We start from the raw sequence: 18,337 nt of genomic DNA, 5'->3' as shown, positions 1-18,337 counted from the left end.
ATTAAAGTAATTAAAAAATGTATTAAATTTATTTTTATAATCCTGCTATACTTGTGGGTAAAGGGCATGATTGTAAAAATTAATAAGCAGGCTAAAGTTTTGAAAACAATATCCATATGCACTATACCTGGCTTATTCTGCTACTATTAACGTTAAATTGTGCTTATGCCCAAACAGTTAATGATACAACCAATAAAGTACTTTGGGAAAATTGGCGTCAATTACAACAACAAACCAGTGATGAAATAGGCTTGATTGCTTTAGATGATGCTGAACTGGCGGATGAAAATTTTAATGCCTATGCTTCATTATTAAATGCCGGAAAAGACGTGTTATATAATGCCGCAGCATTTAATTGGAATATAGCACGATTTTCAATGCGTGGATATTCTAAAAATTTGTTTTCTACCTATTTTAATGGAGTGCCGCTTGATAATTTAATTAATGGAGGTAACCTTGTCAATTTGTGGAATGGATTAACCGATGTTTTTAAGAATAGAGAACTTGTATTAGGATTGCAACAAAATAATTTTTCTTTTGGCAATTTAGGAACTGTGGTGAATATAGTTGTTAAACCCAATACTCAATCCAAGCAAAACATAATTAATGTTGCTTTTTCTAATAGAGCATATGCTAACAGGAATGCATTAACTCACTATACAGGAAAATTAAATAATGGGTGGGCATTCGTTTACAGTGCAGCATGGCAGTGGGCAAATGAAAATTATGTACCGGGTACCGGTATGAAAAATTTTGCTTCATTCTTCTCTGCAGAAAAAAGTTTGAATAATAAACATTTTTTCACATTTAATTTTTTGGGAAATTATAATAGTAACAATATGGCAGCACCTGCAACAGAAGAATTAATGTTGCTAAGCAATAGCAGATATTATAATGCTAATTGGGGATATCAAAACGGGAAGAAGAGAAATGCGGTTGTCAGAAGAACAATTCAACCCATTGCGCTTATGAATTACCATTGGCAAATGGATGCCCTTAGTTCTTTTAAAATTGGGCTTTTAGCAGGAATAAGCTTACAAAAGCAAAGCGGTTTCGATTGGAATAATGTTCCTGACCCTCGTCCGGACTATTATAAGTATTTGCCCTCATTTCAAGCTGATTCTGTTTTACGAAATGCCATTCAAAATTATTTAATAAAGCACCCGGACGCTTTACAAATTAATTGGAGCAATCTATACACCGTAAACAGTAATAATAAAGAAACAATATTCAATGTTAATGGTAATACTAATGAAAGTTTTACCGGTTTAAGAAGCAGATATATACTAAGAGATAATCATATAAACACAATTCATTTCGCCGCAAGTACAATTTATCAAAAAGTATTTACAAATAATTGGCAATTAAATATAGGTGCGCAAATACAATATCAACAGAGTCATTATTTTCAATCGGTAAATGATTTATTGGGTGGCGACTTTTGGGTAAACTGGAATCAATTTGCCATTGCTACAAACAATAATAATTCAAATAGTATTCAATATAATTTGTTACAACCTAATCAGTTAATAAAAGAAGGCGGCAAGTATGGCTATGATTTTGATGCGTCCGTATTTAAGTTATCGAGGTTTCTACAAGTAGTTAAGCAGTTTAAAAAAGTTGACATTAATATAGCTGAATGTATTGGCTACACTCAACTTCAACGGAATGGAAGGGTACAAAACGGACTATTTCCCGATAATTCTTTTGGAATGTCAAAGCAATTAACTTTTTTGAATTATGGAATGAAATTAGGTGTTACTTATAAGCAAAACGGTAAAAATTATTTCAATCTTAATTTATTGCAGCAGTCATTACCACCAAATTTTTTCGATGTATTTATTTCACCAAAATTCAATTCGTTTATGCAGGAAGATATTCGCTCTGTGCAATATAAGTCAGCCGAATTCAATTATTATAAAAATACAAACACTTTAAAGTTAAGAATTACCGGATTTTATACAGCAATCAACAATCTTTCTAAAATATACACCTATTACGATGACGATATTTTTTCATTCATAAATAATGAATTAACTAACATAGCACAAAGGCATATGGGTATAGAATTTGGTGCAGAATGGCGATACAATGACAAATGGCAATTTTCTACTGCATTTGTTTTGGGCGATTATAGCTATACCAACCGTGCTAAAGCTACCTTAAGAGTAGAGAATACTGCTGCTATTATTCAGAAAGATATAGTTTATTGGAAAAATTTTAAAGTTCCGGGTTCACCTCAAAAAGCTGCTAATTTTTCTATAACGTATAGGCCATTGCGTAATGCGTATATGAGTGTTTCAACAAATTATTTAAGTGATAATTGGATGCAGCTCAATCCCATTAGAAGAACCTCAAGAGCAGTGCAAGGGTTAGATGCAAAAAGTATAGCTTTTGCTAATGTTATTCAACCCGGTGAGCTTCCGAAATACCTGTTTGTTAATCTTTTTGCTGCTTTTCAACTAAATGTTCCTAAAAGCAATATTATAAAATTAAAGCCTATTTGGATAAGTACAGGTGTAACTAATTTATTGAACAACCAGCAAATGTTCAGTAGTGCTTATGAGCAAATGCGATTTGATTTTGCTTCTCAAGATATTTCAAAATTTGCTCCTAAATATTTTTCAGCATATGGTACACAATTTTTTATCAGTACAAGTATAAAATTTTAAAATCAATACTATGATGAACAAGTTTACTATTTGCATCTGGTTTGTTTTTTCATTTGTTCTATTCAATTGTTGTACAAAACCTTTTGATGCACCTCCTGAAAATAATATTGCATTGCCTAATGCCAATACTACAATAAGGAATGTTAAACAGCTTCATATAAAGAATAATTTTGAAAAAATAGCAGATGAATTAATTATTCAGGGAATTGTTATTGCAAATGATAAAAGCGGTAATTGGTATAAGCAAATTATTATTCAAGATGAAAGTGGCGGAATTGTAGTTAGAATGGATGCTAATAACTTATATGCCAACTTCCCGGTTGGCAGGAAGGTTGCCATTAAATTGAAAGATTTGTATTTAGGCGATTATGGAGGAGTTATTCAATTAGGAATGGGCATTGATAATGCGGATCCCAATAATCCAACCTTAATGCCTATACCAATGTCATTGTTCGATAAATATATTATTAAAGGCACATTCAATAATATGTTAGCACCTAAATCAGTAAACATAAATGCCTTTACTACAAACCTACAAGATACATTACAAAGCACATTAATTCAATTAGAAAATGTTGAATTTTCAATATCTGATTTAGATAAAACTTATGCCGATGCTTTGAATAAGCAAGCTTTGAATTTAACCATTAAAAATTGTTCAGGAAATACTATTTCATTGCGAACCAGCGGATATGCAAATTTTGCTTCTATTAAAGTGCCCAATGGCAATGGAAAATTAGTTGCTGTTTATTCCATATTCGGCAATGCAAAACAACTATTTATTCGTGACACGGCTGATGTAAATTTTTACAATTCCCGATGCGGGAACCCAGGGTTTACTAAAATTACAATATCCGAACTTAGAAACATGTACAACGGTACGCCATTGGTTTTGAACGATAATAAATTAATTACAGGTAATGTAATTACAGATGCAGTTAATGGAAATATTGCTCCTAACGATATAGTTGTACAGGAAAGTAATAATGGTGCGGGTATTGTTGTTCGTTTAAAAACATTACATCATTATAAGCAAGGTGATTCATTATCCATTTTTTTAAAAAATGGAATTTTAAGCAAAGAAAATGGTGTTTTAGTGTTAAAGAATATAGATAGTAGTGTTATACAAATAAATTCTTACGCAAAAGCCATTGAGGCAAAGCAAATGACCATTCAACAACTTAAATTAAATGCTAAGCTGTTAGAAAGCACTTTAATTCAAATTCACTATCCCATTTTAAATGGTAATATTTGGAATGAGCATATGACAATTTCTGATGCTACCGGTTCAATAAATTGTAGTACCCTATTGTCTGCCAGCTTTTACAATGTTCATTTGTCCGTACAACCTATTAAAACTATAACCGGTTGGTTAAGTTTTATGGATACATTGCCTGTTTTATACATTCGAAATTTAAATGATGTTGAATTATTACCCGCCAATAACTCAAATGTAAATAATGCTATTTATTTAAATGCTTCGCCACTGGTATTTAATTTTAATGATATTGGAAATGGGCTTCCTACAGGTTGTTTTGTATATACTAATGCAACCAATAATAGTTTGGGAACTGTTGCTGCATTTAATGTAACTAAAACAAGTTGGGGTAACACATCAGGTGGTTTTAAAAATTGCGCTTCTGCTTTAGGTATGTCATCATCAGCTACTACCGCGCAGCAAGATAATGCAAGCAATAGAGCAATTGCTTTGCGTCAAACCTCAACAGGTGGCTTTGATCCTGGAGCAGCTTTTGTTTTACATTTAGCCAATACCATAGGTAAAAAAAATTTACAAATTTCGTTTCAACTACAATCGTTAGATGTTAATAGTGCCAGAACGGCTAGTTGGGTAATAGAATATGGATTAGGCGAAACACCATCCCTATTCAATCAGGTGCCCGTAACAGGTAATTTGATTACCGGAAACAGTCAATTTGGTTCACAACAAGTTCTTGTTAATTTCAATAATTTATTGAATAATATTAGTAGTGAAATTTGGATTCGTATAGTTACCAAAACAACCACGAGTGGAAGCGGTAGCCGGCCTGTTTCAGCAATAGATGATCTTATAATAAGCTGGGATAATTAAAATTGTCAGCTTGTCAGTTTTTTGAATATGGTATTTATTTTGCTAAAAATTGTTGAAGTTAAAAAAGACATTATATCCATAATGTTTCGATTAACTTACCTGACAATTTTTCAATTATTCAATATAAACTGCTATCTATATGCAAAAAGGACAAATTAGGGTTCAAACTGAGAACATTTTTCCTATTATCAAAAAGTTTTTATATAGTGATCATGAAATTTTTCTGCGCGAATTGGTAAGTAATGCGGTTGATGCTGTTCAAAAGTTAAAAACATTGTCATCAATTGGTGAATTTAAAGGTGAACTGGGTGATTTAAATATTGAAGTTGCATTAGATGCTAAAGAAAAAACCATTACCATAACAGATAACGGTGTGGGAATGACTAAAGAAGAAGTTGATAAATATTTAAATCAAGTGGCATTTAGTGGAGCGGAAGAATTTTTGTCAAAATATAAGGATGCAAATATTATTGGTCATTTTGGTTTAGGTTTTTACAGTTCATTCATGGTGGCTGAAAAAGTTGAATTACTTACACAAAGCCATAATGCTGATGCGGCAACAGTTTACTGGAGTTGTGATGGTAGTCCGGAGTTTGAATTGTACGAAGTTGAAAAACGAAATAGAGGTACAAAAATAATTTTACATGTTGCTGAAGACAGTAAAGAGTTTTTAGATGGCCATAGGTTAAAGGGAATTTTAGAAAAATTCTGCAAGTTTTTACCGGTACCCATTTATTTTAAAGATGCAGCTGAAGAAAAGAAAGGGGATGAAGCCCCAACTCCAATTAATAACGTTGCACCTATTTGGATAAAAAAGCCCAGCGAATTAACAAAAGAGGATTACGAAAAATTTTATAGAGAATTATATCCTTTTGGCGAAACTCCATTATTTTGGATTCATTTGAATGTTGATTATCCATTTAATTTAACCGGTATTCTTTACTTCCCAAAAATTAAACAAAGCCACGAAATTCAAAAGGATAAAATACAGCTTTATTGTAATCAGGTATTTGTTACCGACGAGGTAAAAGATATTGTACCTGAATTTTTAATGCTTTTGCATGGTGTAATTGATAGCCCTGATATTCCATTGAATGTTAGCCGAAGTTATTTACAGGGCGATCCAAATGTCCGTAAAATCAATAATCATATTACTAAAAAAGTAGCAGATAAATTAGAAGAAATTTTCAATAATGATAGGGCTTCTTTTGAAGAAAAATGGGAGAGCTTAGGTTTATTTGTGAAGTATGGTATGATGACTGATGACAAATTTTTAGAAAAAGCCAACAAGTTTTTAATTATGGAAGAAGCGTTGGCCGATGATACAAACCCGGAAAATAAACCCAAGTTTTTTACATTAGATGAATATAAAAATGAAACAAGCGCTTTACAAAAAAACAAAGAAGGTAAACATGTAATTTTATATACAACCCAGCCTGTTCAACAACATGCATTTATAAAAGCATGCAACGAAAAGGGTTTCAAAGTTGTAAAAATGGAAACCCTAATTGATGCTGCTTTTATTAACACCATGGAAATGAAATGGGAAAATGTACATTTTGTTAGGGTAGATGCAGATATTGTTGATAATTTAATTGACAAACAAGAACACAACGACATAGTATTATCGAAAGATGAACAGGAGGCCTTGAAAAATTTATTTAATTTTTCTATTAATGATTTACATGTTACTGTTGAAGTAAAAGGCTTAACTCCCGATGCTACACCGGTAGTTGCTACTCGTCCGGAATTTATGCGTCGTATGAAAGATATGGGGGCAATAGGTGGTGGAATGGCAGCATTTTATGCTCAGATGCCCGATGAAGTAACATTAACTATTAATGGTAATCATCCAATCTTTCAAAAAATATTAAAAATGGAAGATAAAGATCAACAAGAAAAGCAAGTAAGGAATTTGGCCGATTTGGCATTGCTTTCTCAAGGATTGTTAAAAGGCAATTATTTAACAGGTTTCATTAACCGCAATATTGAATTAATGCACCAACAAGTAGCAGAAAAGGCATAAATAATTTTTTTATTTTTTTAAAAACAGGCCAATTCATAAAATGGATTGGCCTGTTTAATAAACATAAACTATAATAAATAGTAAAACTATTTATTCTGTTTCAATTGCTTATGCCTGTACATTTTTTTGACGATATGTTATGCCATTCTCAGATATATTTTTATGTGCGGGCTTCATATCAATTACCCGAATTTGTAAGTTTTTCTCGCCCATATATTCATTTTCATCTATTGTACAAACCAGGTTTACAGGATTTTGATTGGCTAATAAATGAAATTGATGTGCCATATTAAACCCAATGCCGGTAATGGATAATTTATCTTGTTTTATTACGAAGCGTATATGTTCATTTTTTACAATCTTGGAATAACCCGTATCGGTTACTTCCTTCAGCATGAAAACCGGCTGCATGTTATCAGGGCCAAAGGGTTCCATTTGGTTAATAATGTTATAAAATCCCTGAGTAATATCTTTCAACTCAATGATGGCATCTATAATAATTTCAGGTATTAGTAAATTAGGATGAATAGTTTCTTTAACAACATTTTCAAATGCATTTGAAAATGCATGTAAATTTTCGGCTTTTAATGTTAAACCAGCAGCAGCAAAATGACCGCCATATCCAATTAAATAATCCTTGCATGCATATATAGCCTCGTATAAGTTAAAGCCCGCAACGCTTCGGGCACTTCCGGTAATGTAATCACCGCTTTTGGTTAATACAATAGTAGGTTTATAATGTTTTTCAATTAAACGGCTGGCTACAATGCCTACAACTCCTTTATGCCAGTGTTCTTTATAAACAACGGTAGAGCATTTGTGTATATGATTTTTATCTTCTTCAATTAAGGCCAATGCCTCTGCGGTTATGCTGGAATCAGCTTCCTTTCTGTCTGTATTGTCATTGTGCAGCATTTCAGCTAATTGCAAAGCTGTTGTTATATCCTTTTCTATAAATAGCTGTACGGCTTTTTTAGCATCATCCATTCTGCCTGCAGCATTTACCCTGGGTGCTATAATAAATACCAGGTTATTAATACGAACTTCCTTTTGCATGCCGGCCAGTTGTAATAAAGCTTTGATGCCTGCACAAGGCTTTTCATTTACTTTTTTTAAACCGTAGTAAGCTAAAACCCTGTTTTCGCCTGTAATGGGCACTATATCTGCTGCAATGGCACAAGCAACCAAGTCTAGATATTCAAATGGGGCCGATTCCGGAAGTTGTAATTTTTCCGATAAGGCTGTTATTAATTTAAAACCCACACCACAGCCGCATAAATCTTTATAAGGATAATTGCAATTGCTTTGTTTGGGATTTAAAATAGCAACTGCCGGTGGAAGTATCTTATCGGGTAAGTGGTGATCGCATACAATGAAATCAATGTTTAAATTCTTGGCGTATTGAATTAATTCAACACTTTTAATGCCGCAATCTAATGAAATAATTAAGCTATAGTTGTTTTCATTGGCATAATCTATACCCAGTTGGCTAATACCATATCCTTCTTTATATCTGTGAGGAATGTAGAAACCTACATGAGGGTATATGCTTTGTAAAAATTGAAATAGACAAGCAACTGAAGTTGTTCCATCCACATCATAATCACCATACACCAATATTTTTTCATTATTTTCAAATGCCAGCATTATTCTAGCAACTGCTTTATCCATATCTTTCATTAACCATGGGCTATGCAAATCCGAAAGTTGGGGGCGAAAAAATTGTTTAGCTTTATCATAACTATCAATACCGCGTTGTACTAAAATTTGGCAAATTACCCGGTTCACTTTTAGTGAAGCCTGCAATTGCAATACTTTATTTTCATCCCATTCCGGTAGAGTCCAGCGTTTTTCCATGTAGTGAAAATGAATAGTTTTTTTATGGTGAAGATATTGGTTAATTCAATAAAATTTTCCAAGAATGATTTTTATGCGGTAAGTGAATTTAGTATTCGAAATTATTATTGCCTAATATTTTCTATCCGTAGTGTATCGCACCATTTCTTCCAAGGCATCACGTGTTTCCGATTGAGGAAATCCAAATAAAATAGCGAGTGCCTCATCTCTAAATTGATTCATAACGGAAACGGTGTATTCAATTCCCCCACTATCATTTACCCAATTTATTACCTGTTGCACTTTTGTTTTATTCTTGTTTTCATTTTTTAAGATATAAATAATTTCTCGTTTTTGTTTGTTTGAGCAATTATTGAGCGTATAAATTAAGGGTAGGGTTAATTTTTTTTCTTTAATGTCATTGCCTGTGGGTTTCCCAACATTATTGCTTCCATAGTCAAACAAATCATCTTTAATTTGAAATGCCATACCTACTTTTTCCCCAAATAGTCGCATTTGTTCAACTTGTTGTTCATTTTGAAAAGTTGTAGCAGCACCTGCTGCACAAGCTGATGCCAGTAATGAAGCAGTTTTGCCTTTAATAATTTCGTAATAAGTACTTTCGTTAATATTTAAACTTCTGGCTTTTTCCATTTGCAGTAATTCACCTTCACTCATTTGTTTTACTGCTTCGGATAATATTTTTAAAATGTTGAAATCGTTATTGTTGAGTGATAATAATAATCCTTTTGAAAGCAAATAATCACCTACTAAAACCGCTACTTTATTTTTCCAAAGGGCATTAATTGAAAAGAATCCCCGCCGTTCCATGGCTTCATCAACCACATCATCATGTACCAATGTGGCGGTATGTAATAATTCAACTAATGAAGCAGCCCGGTAGGTACTTTCATTAACGGGGGCTCCTAATTTAGCTGAAAGTAAAACAAACATGGGTCGTAATTGCTTCCCTTTTCTTTTTACAATGTATTGCATTATCCTATCTAGAAGGGGTACCCTGCTCTGAACAGCTGTTTTAAAATGCTTTTCAAAAGCATCTAATTCATTTTTAATTACCTGAAGCGCTAAATCCATGCCTATTTTATATAAAGTGCTGCAATATAAACATTCTAACCAGCAGATAACAGTATGTTAAAACCAAAAGTTGTACAATAATTTTATAAATGCAACGTTTTTGGGGAAATAACTGTCTTTTCAGGCAGTTATGTAAAAACATAATATAAAATTTGATTGTTCATTCCGATTACAATACTTTTGTCGGGAATTTTATCATCAACATTAAACATAAGCTATGGCAAGCAAAAAGTACATTTCGTTATTTGCGGCAATGTTTGTTCTGTTTCAGAGCATTGGTTTTGCGCAAACATCAACAGATTGGGGATGGGATTGGAAAGATAGTTCCAAAATTCCCACCAAAAGAATTCCTCAATACAATGAGTTTTTAAACAACCAATACCCTTATCCTGCTAAACCTCGCGATCAGTGGGAATTAGGTTTAAGTGCCGGTAGCTCATTCATTTTGGGCGACAGAGCAATTTTAACCGGTGGTTACAATGGTGGTATTGTTGGTGGCATTTCGCTTCGCAAATCACTTAGCCATGTTTTCTCATTAAGAGGTGCATACAACGGATCAATCGTTTCTATCCCTAGCAATGCTAGCGGCTTTGTATGGGCAAAAAATTATACCCATATGGGATCAATTGATGCGATTGCATCTTTAAATTCTATGAGTCACTACAGAGGTAATCCTAAATGGGATATTTATGTATTTGGTGGTTACTCTTTAATTTATACAAGAGTAATGACTAACCAAGGTGGTTCATTGCACAACTTATATTATCCTCAAACAAACTTAATCGGTACTTCTAATTTCCCTAACGATGTACCTGCTGTAAACGGTCGTCATACTTGGGCATTAATGCATGGTTTAAGCTATGGTGCCGGTATCTCTTACAAAATAAGCAACAGAGTTAACATTGGTATTGAACAAAGATTTACTGTTCCTATGTTCGGTAACGATTATTTAGATGGTAATAAGTTAGGTAACTCTGGCGATCAATACAGCTTCTCAACTGCTCATTTAAACATTAACTTAGGTAAAACTGCTAAAAGAGTTCAACCCTTATGGTGGATTAACCCCTACAACTATGAATACAATGAGTTGAACAGCCCCAAGCACATGAAAATGCCTAAAGTTGTATTGCCTGATGCTGATGGTGATGGTGTAACTGACCAATTTGACTTAGAGCCCAACACACCTGCCGGTGCACCTGTTGACTCTCATGGTAGAGCAAAAGATACCGATGGTGATGGTGTTCCTGACTATAGAGATAAAGAAATCTTAACTCCACAAAGCTGTTTCCCTGTTAATGCCGACGGTGTTGGTACTTGCCCAGAACCAGCATGTTGCAAAGAGTTAAGAGATATGATTGCTAATATGCAAAAAGCTCCGGTATGTAATATCAATAGCTTACCCAGTGTACAGTTTAAAAAAGGAAGTAAACTGAGCAAAGAAGCTATGCAATTATTAGATGCAGCAGCTGCCAGCATTAAAGCAAATCCTGATTGTAAAGTAAAAGTTATTGGCCATCCTGCTGCCAGCAAAGCCGCTCAACAAATGGCTTGGGAAAGAGTAAATGCCGTAATTAAATACTTAGTTGATAAACAAGGTATTTCTGAAAGCAGATTCATCTTCTCATACGATGGTGGTTCAGGCGATGCTAATACTATTGACTTACAAGGAACTACTGAAGATGGTCCAAATACAGTTCCTGCTCCTCATCCAAACTTAAGAAGCAGAAACTAATTAAATAATAGTTTTCTTACTTGAAAAAGCCCCATTTTGGGGCTTTTTTCAGTTATTTAACCTGTCTACAATATACCTTTCAATCAATGATAAATATTTGCGTAGATTTAAAAAAAATAGCAAAAATTAACGTATACTTAAAAGCTGCATAGTTATATTGCAAAATTATTTACCTTCGCAAACTTGTATGAAGAAACTTGTATTGTTTTCATTAGTGATAATAGTTGGATTTACTGCCTGTTCGCGCAAAGGGGTTAGGCTTCAAAGAAGCCATCGCTTTTCGCAAATATTAAAAAGTAAAGACATAGATTACAAGTTTAAAATGGCTGAACAATTTTATGTAAACAAGAAATACAACTTTGCTCAGCAGCTCTTTGAAGATTTATTTCCGTACGTGAAAGGTACTGATAGGTACGAGGATATGTACTATAAATTGGCTTATTGCTATTACTATCAAAAAGATTATTTGAACGCAGAAAATTATTTTAAAACATTCACAGAAACATTCCCTTCCAGCGTAAAATCGGAAGAATGTGAATATATGCGTGCTTATACTTTTTATAAACAATCACCCAAACCTGAATTAGACCAAACCAATACCAATAAAGCCATTGGTTTAATGCAGGCCTTTATCAATATGCACCCCGGTTCACCTAAAGTAAATGAGGCCAACCATATTATTGATTTATGCAGAGAAAAGCTGGAAACCAAAGATTATTTGAATGCTCAATTGTATTATAACTTAGGCTATTATAAAGCTGCTGCCATTACTTTTTCGGGTGTTTTGGACAATTATCCTGATTCAAAGAATGGTGATTTATACAAATATCAAGCAGTGCTTTCTTATTTTAAATATGCTGAAATGAGTTATCCGGACAAACAATTAGAACGTTATGAGAAGGTAAAAGCCGATTGTTCTGAATTCATGGATCGTTTTCAAGGAAGCAAATACACCAACGAAATACAAAAAATAAAAACAGAAACAAATAACTTAATAAAAAACATACAAAATGAGCAAGCTAAGAAGACAGCTCAGCGCTAATATACCTAGCTCTGTTGAGCCTAAAAGTTTGAAAGATATTAAAGAAATTACCGGCAATCTTTACGAATCTATTGCCATAGTTGCACGTCGTGCCAATCAAATTAATATTACGCTTCGTGAAGAGTTGCACAATAAGTTAGATGAATTCGCCAGTCACACGGATAGCTTGGAAGAAATTCATGAAAACAAAGAACAAATTGAAATTTCTCGTGCTTATGAAAAAATGCCTAATCCCGCAATATTGGCATTAAATGAATTTATGGAAGGAAAAATTTATTACAGATTAAATACTGACAACGACTTGTTTCGCTAATAGTTTTAAATATCTTTATAATTAATAAAAAATAGGCAGTATATATTTTTATACTGCCTGTTTTATTAATTGAAATAAATTTCAATATATGCTTCAAAATAAGAAAATTTTAATTGGTATTACTGGCAGTATTGCAGCATATAAAATAATAGGTCTGGTAAGGATGCTAACAAAACAGGGTGCGGAAGTAAAAGTAATTATGACACCATCTGCTACAAAGTTTGTTAGTCCTTTGGTTTTGGAAACACTTAGCAAAAATGTGGTATTGCAAAACTTATCCAGTGCATCTACTTGGGCAAACCATGTAGAGCTTGGACGTTGGGCCGATGTTTTTTTGATAGCCCCTTTAAGTGCAAACACATTGGCTAAGATGGCCAATGGCATTTGCGAAAATTTATTGTTGGCTGTTTACTTCTCCGCCACATGTCCCGTAGCCGTTGCCCCTGCAATGGATGAAGATATGTGGAAACATCCTTCAACAAAACGTAATTTGAAATTGCTTGAACAAGATGGAGTTGCCGTAATGCCTGTTGGTTATGGTGAATTAGCCAGCGGTTTAGTCGGTGAGGGGCGTTTGGCCGAACCTGAAAATATCATTAATTTTTTGGTTGCTCATTTTTTTAGAGGACACTTATTGCAACATAAAAAAGTACTGGTAACTGCCGGCCCTACTTATGAACCCATCGATCCGGTTCGTTTTGTTGGCAATCATTCATCGGGAAAAATGGGTTTTGCAATTGCTGAAGCTTGTTTTTTGCAAGGTGCTGATGTAGTTTTAGTTGCAGGTCCTTCCTCTGAAAAACTGAACTATGATGAAATAAAGCGCATAAATATTACTACTGCCAATGAAATGTTGGAACAATGCAAAACTGAAGCACCAACAGCAGATATTATCATAATGAATGCGGCGGTAGCTGATTTTACTCCTGTTCAGCAAGCAACACAGAAAATTAAAAAAGAAAAATCAGAATCGGAATGGCAGTTGACTTTAGTTAAAACAACTGATATATTAGCTTTATTAGGTCATAGTAAGCTTCCGCATCAATATGTTATGGGCTTTGCCTTAGAAACAGAAAATGAACTTAAAAATTCCTTAGAAAAATTAAATGCAAAAAAAATTGATAGTATTGTCCTAAATTCACTCAATAATGCACATGCAGGTTTTGGTTTCGATACCAACCAAGTTACCATTATTTCAAAAAACGGTAATCAAGAGGTTGTACCATTAAAATCTAAAACCGAAGTGGCAAAAGAAATTGTTGTTTTTATAAGTAAAGAAATAAATGCGTAATTTTTTTATTATATTACTTGTCTTTTCTTTTTCATTGGTTCATTTTGGTTTTGCCCAAGAGTTGCAAGCCAAGGTAACTATTAATGCAAGCAGGGTAAATACTACTATTGATAAAAAAATTTTTACAACACTACAGTCACAATTAACCAATTTTTTAAATAGTCGTAAGTGGACTGACGATCAATTCAACCCTGCCGAAAAAATTGTTTGTAGTTTCTTGTTCAATATTGAATCAATGCCACAAACCAATGTGTTTACTTCTTCTTTAATAATTCAGGCAGCCAGGCCAGTTTATAATAGTACCTATCAGGCGGCATTGGTAAATTTTCAAGATCCGGATGTAACATTTAAATATATTGAATTTCAACCAATTGAATTTAATGATAATAGAGTACAGGGAAGCGATCCCTTGGTAGCCAATTTAACTGCTGTATTAGCATATTATGCTTATGTTATTATTGGTTTGGATTATGATTCGTTTGCGCCAAAAGCAGGTCAGCCCTATTTTTTAAAAGCGCAAAATATTGTTAATAATGCACCCGAAGATGCCAGTATTAGTGGCTGGCGCGCATTTGATGGTTTACGAAACCGATATTGGTTAGTTGATAATTTAACAAACAATGCCAACAATATTTTGCATACTGTTATTTATGATTACTATCGTTTAGGCTTAGATAATATGTATGATAATGAGCAACAAGGCCGTTCAGGTGTATTGCAAGCATTAAATTTATTACAATCATTTAATCGGGAACACCCTAATACCATGTTCGTTCAATTTTTTATGCAAACAAAAGTGCAGGAATTAATTGGCTTATTTGTAAAAGCAAATGCTGATGAGAAAATGAAAGCACTTGATGTTTTCACCAATTTAGATGTAGGTAATGCAACAAAATACAAAGAACAATTGCAACTGTAATTTAATATATTATTATTTTCTAAATATAAAATGAAGAAATTTTTAATCCTGATTTGTTTTTTTATCGCACTAACTGCATGTAACCATCATAAATCTGAAATGCCCATACTTAATTTCGATACTATGAAAGTGGTAATGTGGGATTTGTTGAATGCTAATGAATGGAATAACATGAAGGCAGGGCAGGATACCGTGTTTAGAAAAATGAGAGATGATCGAAAACAATTTGAACAGGTTTTTTATTGGCACCATATTACTAAAAGCAGCTTTTACCATAGTTTGTCCTATTACGAACAGCATCCCGATAAAATGAAAAAATTAATTGACTCACTTTCGGCATATGGCAAACGTATTACCATGCAACCGGTTGATTCTCTTAAATTAAACAAATAGCCTGAAAGTTCTACGCTATTTTTTATTCCTCATGCTAAGAATATTTGTATTAAATTGCAAGTGAACAATTGTTAGTTTTAGCGATTGTGGTAATTTTCATTTTTCTAAAATCAACTTAAAATAAAGTATGAATAAGGTAGTATCAAATGCCCAAGAAGCCATCCAACCAATTGAAAGTGGTTCAACAATAATGTTGGGTGGTTTTGGTTTAAATGGCATTCCTGAAAATTGTATTGCGGCATTAGTACAAAAAGGAATTAATCAATTGACTTGCATATCGAACAATGCAGGGGTTGACGATTTTGGATTAGGATTGTTGTTGCAAAAAAAACAAATAAAAAAAATGATTAGCAGTTATGTTGGTGAGAATGCAGAATTTGAACGACAGTTGTTGAATGGTGAATTAGAAGTTGATTTAATTCCTCAAGGAACTTTAGCTACTCGTATTCAAATGGCAGCCATGGGTATTCCTGCTTTTTATACACCCGCCGGATTCGGAACCGAGGTGGCTTTTGGTAAAGAGGTCCGCTATTTTAATAATAAACCTTATTTAATGGAACTGGCATTGCATGCCGATTTTGCTATTGTAAAAGCTTGGAAAGGAGATACAATGGGAAACCTTGTATTTAGGAAAACTACCCGCAACTTTTCTACTTCAATGGCAAAAGCCGGTAATATTACAATTGCAGAAGTAGAGCATTTAGTACAGCCCGGTGAAATTGACCCCGATGATGTACATGTTGCAGGTATATATGTACATAAAATTTTTCAAGGAGTTAATTACGAAAAACGAATAGAAAAGCGCACTGTTAAAATAGTTAATAAATAATTTATTTATTTTAATACACATATTTATGGCATTAGATAAATTTGGGATAGCTAAACGGATTGCCAAAGAACTGAAAGATGGCATGTATGTTAATTTAGGTATTGGCATACCTACTTTAGTAGCAAATTATGTTCCTGAAAATATGACCATTATATTTCAATCTGAAAATGGCATTTTGGGAATGGGGCCTTATCCGACTGAAGAAGAAGTAGATGCCGATTTAATTAATGCCGGAAAAGAAACTGTAACGCTTATTAAAGGCGCTGCTTTATTTGACAGTGCAGAAAGTTTTGGAATGATAAGAGCCGGAAAAATTGATTTAACTGTACTAGGTGCTATGGAGGTTAGTGAACAAGGCGATATAGCTAACTGGAAAATTCCCGGTAAAATGGTTAAAGGAATGGGCGGCGCTATGGATTTAGTGGCCAGTGCAAAAAATATTATCGTTGCCATGATGCATACAAATCCAAAAGGAGAAAGTAAGTTATTACCGGCTTGCACATTACCATTAACAGGATTGCGATGTGTAAAAAAGGTAATTACCGACTTGGCTGTTTTAGAAATTACCCCAGATGGTTTTCTGTTAAAAGAGAAAGCACCCGGAGTTACTGTTGAAGAAATTAAAAGAAAAACTTTGGGAAAGCTGATTTGCCCTGATAATGTGCCTGACATAGAACTTTAATCACTAATAATTTTAATAAGTTAAAGGCTTTATAAAACTTTAACCTTTGCCTATGCTAAGAGCAGGTACATTATATTTGATGTAAATGATGAAGAAAACTTTTCCATTAATTGTTGTTTTAATATCTCTATCGCTTGTCGGGTTATTTTTATTACAGGCTTCCTGGTTAAAAAACTTACTGGCAGTTAGGCAGGAGCAACTACAGCGTAATGTAAAAGAGGCTTGTATTAATGTAGCTGTTGATTTAAGTAAAAGCATGCATTATACACCATCACTTCGTTTTCCAAAACGCCCCGGTTTTAGAATTGCCAATGATTTTTTAAGTTTAATAAAGCCACCCGCCATAAGCGACCGATTTTCTCAACAGGATATTGATCAAAAATTAAGATCTGCATTTCATAAGTCGAATATTAAAGATTTAAATTTTGAGTTTGCCATTACCAACAACAATGATGAAATAGAGATGAAGTCACCGGGCTTCGAAAAAGAATTTTGGGACACACTGCACAATCGTAGAATTTTTGTTCCGGTAATGCCTGAAAGTGGAAGTGATTTAGAAGGAATAGGACCATATGAAAACTTAATAATAGTTGTACCCGATTTTCAACATCAAGTTTGGGATTCTTTGAAGTGGATAATAGTTGGCGCTGCCATATTCATGTTAGTAATATTAGCAGCTTTTTATGTTACTGTTCGTACCCTTATTAATCAGAAAAAATTAAGTGAAATAAAAAGTGATTTTATCAATAATATGACGCATGAGTTTAAAACGCCTTTGGCAACTATCTCTTTGGCTGTTGATGCTATTCGCAACGAAAAAGTACAATCTGACAAAGAAAAATTAAACTATTTCAGCGGCATTATTAAAGAAGAAAATAAACGCATGAATAAACATGTGGAAACTATTTTACAGGCTGCTATTACGGAGAAACAGGAATTGCAATTGAAAAAAGTACAAATACATGTGCACGATTTAATTAGAAAAGTAATAGATAATTACCAGTTGCAGCTCAATGAAAAAAATGCGAAAGTCATTCTTCAACTCAATGCTAAAAATGATTTATTGGTAGTTGATGAGGTACATTTTTCCAACTTATTATCCAATCTGGTCGACAATGCCATCAAGTATTCTCAAGAACAGCCGATAATTAAAATTACTACACAAAACGCAAGTAAAAACTTCATAATTCAAATTGAAGACAATGGTATTGGCATGAGTAAAGAAACCGTTAGACGTGTGTTTGAAAAATTTTATAGGGCTCATACAGGTAACGTGCATAACGTAAAGGGATTTGGGTTAGGTATGAGCTATGTTAAAACAGTTATTGACGCACATAAAGGCAAAATAAAAGTTGATAGCACTCTGGGTAAAGGAACCACTTTTACTATTGAAATGCCTATGAATAATGCATAGTTAA

Annotated in this window: 14 protein-coding genes; 12 read left to right on the top strand and 2 right to left on the bottom strand. The window is 33.5% G+C overall.

Features of this window, described 5'->3' with window-relative positions; translation table 11 throughout:
• Positions 1-116 precede the first annotated feature (116 nt).
• From LX80_RS06500 to htpG, 3 genes are all read left to right on the top strand, one after another.
• Positions 117-2,672, top strand: a complete 2,556-nt coding sequence (locus LX80_RS06500; RefSeq protein ID WP_111294443.1) for a TonB-dependent receptor — start codon at positions 117-119, stop codon at positions 2,670-2,672.
• 10 nt (positions 2,673-2,682) lie between these two features.
• Positions 2,683-4,761 (top strand): DUF5689 domain-containing protein, encoded by a 2,079-nt coding sequence (locus tag LX80_RS06495; protein WP_111294441.1) that lies wholly within the window; start codon positions 2,683-2,685, stop codon positions 4,759-4,761.
• Positions 4,762-4,900: 139 nt separating this feature from the next.
• Positions 4,901-6,787, top strand: a complete 1,887-nt coding sequence (htpG, locus tag LX80_RS06490; RefSeq protein WP_111294439.1) for a molecular chaperone HtpG — start codon at positions 4,901-4,903, stop codon at positions 6,785-6,787.
• Between the two features lie 108 nt (positions 6,788-6,895).
• Here htpG and recJ read toward each other — a convergent pair whose 3' ends face one another.
• Positions 6,896-8,644, bottom strand: a complete 1,749-nt coding sequence (gene recJ, locus LX80_RS06485) for a single-stranded-DNA-specific exonuclease RecJ (RefSeq protein WP_111294437.1) — start codon at positions 8,642-8,644, stop codon at positions 6,896-6,898.
• A gap of 111 nt (positions 8,645-8,755) precedes the next feature.
• Entirely contained in the window at positions 8,756-9,718 is a 963-nt protein-coding gene (locus LX80_RS06480; RefSeq protein ID WP_111294435.1) for a polyprenyl synthetase family protein, read from the bottom strand.
• 217 nt (positions 9,719-9,935) lie between these two features.
• On the opposite strand from LX80_RS06480, the gene LX80_RS06475 reads away from it, so the two are divergent.
• The 9 genes from LX80_RS06475 to LX80_RS06435 all read left to right on the top strand — a co-directional run bounded on the left by LX80_RS06475 (position 9,936) and on the right by LX80_RS06435 (position 18,333).
• Positions 9,936-11,450, top strand: coding sequence for an OmpA family protein (locus tag LX80_RS06475; RefSeq protein ID WP_111294433.1), 1,515 nt, complete (start codon positions 9,936-9,938; stop codon positions 11,448-11,450).
• A gap of 187 nt (positions 11,451-11,637) precedes the next feature.
• Positions 11,638-12,492 carry an outer membrane protein assembly factor BamD gene (locus LX80_RS06470; protein ID WP_111294431.1) on the top strand — a complete coding sequence of 285 codons (855 nt, stop codon included), beginning with the start codon at positions 11,638-11,640 and terminating at the stop codon, positions 12,490-12,492.
• Complete coding sequence (locus LX80_RS06465; RefSeq protein ID WP_111294429.1) at positions 12,461-12,805, top strand: DNA-directed RNA polymerase subunit omega; 345 nt, start codon at positions 12,461-12,463, stop codon at positions 12,803-12,805. Before LX80_RS06470 ends, LX80_RS06465 begins: the two co-directional genes overlap by 32 nt.
• Before the next feature lie 88 nt (positions 12,806-12,893).
• Positions 12,894-14,096: a bifunctional phosphopantothenoylcysteine decarboxylase/phosphopantothenate--cysteine ligase CoaBC gene (coaBC, locus tag LX80_RS06460; RefSeq protein WP_111294427.1), complete on the top strand. Its 1,203-nt coding sequence runs from the start codon at positions 12,894-12,896 to the stop codon at positions 14,094-14,096.
• Entirely contained in the window at positions 14,089-15,015 is a 927-nt protein-coding gene (gene porD, locus LX80_RS06455) for a type IX secretion system protein PorD (RefSeq protein WP_111294425.1), read from the top strand. The genes coaBC and porD overlap by 8 nt, the downstream gene beginning before the upstream one ends.
• Before the next feature lie 99 nt (positions 15,016-15,114).
• On the top strand, positions 15,115-15,408 hold the full coding sequence (locus LX80_RS06450; protein ID WP_170120392.1) for a DUF4296 domain-containing protein: 294 nt from the start codon (positions 15,115-15,117) through the stop codon (positions 15,406-15,408).
• A 127-nt stretch (positions 15,409-15,535) separates the two neighbouring features.
• Positions 15,536-16,237 (top strand): CoA transferase subunit A, encoded by a 702-nt coding sequence (locus tag LX80_RS06445; protein WP_111294421.1) that lies wholly within the window; start codon positions 15,536-15,538, stop codon positions 16,235-16,237.
• 25 nt (positions 16,238-16,262) lie between these two features.
• Positions 16,263-16,919 (top strand): CoA transferase subunit B, encoded by a 657-nt coding sequence (locus LX80_RS06440; protein ID WP_111294419.1) that lies wholly within the window; start codon positions 16,263-16,265, stop codon positions 16,917-16,919.
• Positions 16,920-17,004: 85 nt separating this feature from the next.
• Positions 17,005-18,333: a sensor histidine kinase gene (locus LX80_RS06435; protein WP_245898005.1), complete on the top strand. Its 1,329-nt coding sequence runs from the start codon at positions 17,005-17,007 to the stop codon at positions 18,331-18,333.
• Positions 18,334-18,337 lie beyond the last annotated feature (4 nt).

Source organism: Hydrotalea sandarakina, assembly GCF_003254115.1.
Classification (GTDB): Bacteria; Bacteroidota; Bacteroidia; order Chitinophagales; family Chitinophagaceae; genus Hydrotalea; species Hydrotalea sandarakina.
This window is presented reverse-complemented; position numbering and strand designations above follow the sequence as displayed.

Excerpts from the sequence above, each read along its gene's own strand:
- LX80_RS06495 (WP_111294441.1), top strand. The coding sequence starts at position 2,683 with ATGATGAACAAGTTTACTATTTGCATCTGGTTTGTTTTTTCATTTGTT.
- htpG (WP_111294439.1), top strand. The coding sequence starts at position 4,901 with ATGCAAAAAGGACAAATTAGGGTTCAAACTGAGAACATTTTTCCTATT.
- recJ (WP_111294437.1), bottom strand. The coding sequence starts at position 8,644 with ATGGAAAAACGCTGGACTCTACCGGAATGGGATGAAAATAAAGTATTG.
- coaBC (WP_111294427.1), top strand. The coding sequence starts at position 12,894 with ATGCTTCAAAATAAGAAAATTTTAATTGGTATTACTGGCAGTATTGCA.
- LX80_RS06480 (WP_111294435.1), bottom strand. The coding sequence starts at position 9,718 with ATGGATTTAGCGCTTCAGGTAATTAAAAATGAATTAGATGCTTTTGAA.
- LX80_RS06440 (WP_111294419.1), top strand. The coding sequence starts at position 16,263 with ATGGCATTAGATAAATTTGGGATAGCTAAACGGATTGCCAAAGAACTG.
- LX80_RS06470 (WP_111294431.1), top strand. The coding sequence starts at position 11,638 with ATGAAGAAACTTGTATTGTTTTCATTAGTGATAATAGTTGGATTTACT.
- LX80_RS06500 (WP_111294443.1), top strand. The coding sequence starts at position 117 with ATGCACTATACCTGGCTTATTCTGCTACTATTAACGTTAAATTGTGCT.
- LX80_RS06475 (WP_111294433.1), top strand. The coding sequence starts at position 9,936 with ATGGCAAGCAAAAAGTACATTTCGTTATTTGCGGCAATGTTTGTTCTG.
- LX80_RS06450 (WP_170120392.1), top strand. The coding sequence starts at position 15,115 with ATGCCCATACTTAATTTCGATACTATGAAAGTGGTAATGTGGGATTTG.
- porD (WP_111294425.1), top strand. The coding sequence starts at position 14,089 with ATGCGTAATTTTTTTATTATATTACTTGTCTTTTCTTTTTCATTGGTT.
- LX80_RS06435 (WP_245898005.1), top strand. The coding sequence starts at position 17,005 with ATGATGAAGAAAACTTTTCCATTAATTGTTGTTTTAATATCTCTATCG.
- LX80_RS06465 (WP_111294429.1), top strand. The coding sequence starts at position 12,461 with ATGAGCAAGCTAAGAAGACAGCTCAGCGCTAATATACCTAGCTCTGTT.
- LX80_RS06445 (WP_111294421.1), top strand. The coding sequence starts at position 15,536 with ATGAATAAGGTAGTATCAAATGCCCAAGAAGCCATCCAACCAATTGAA.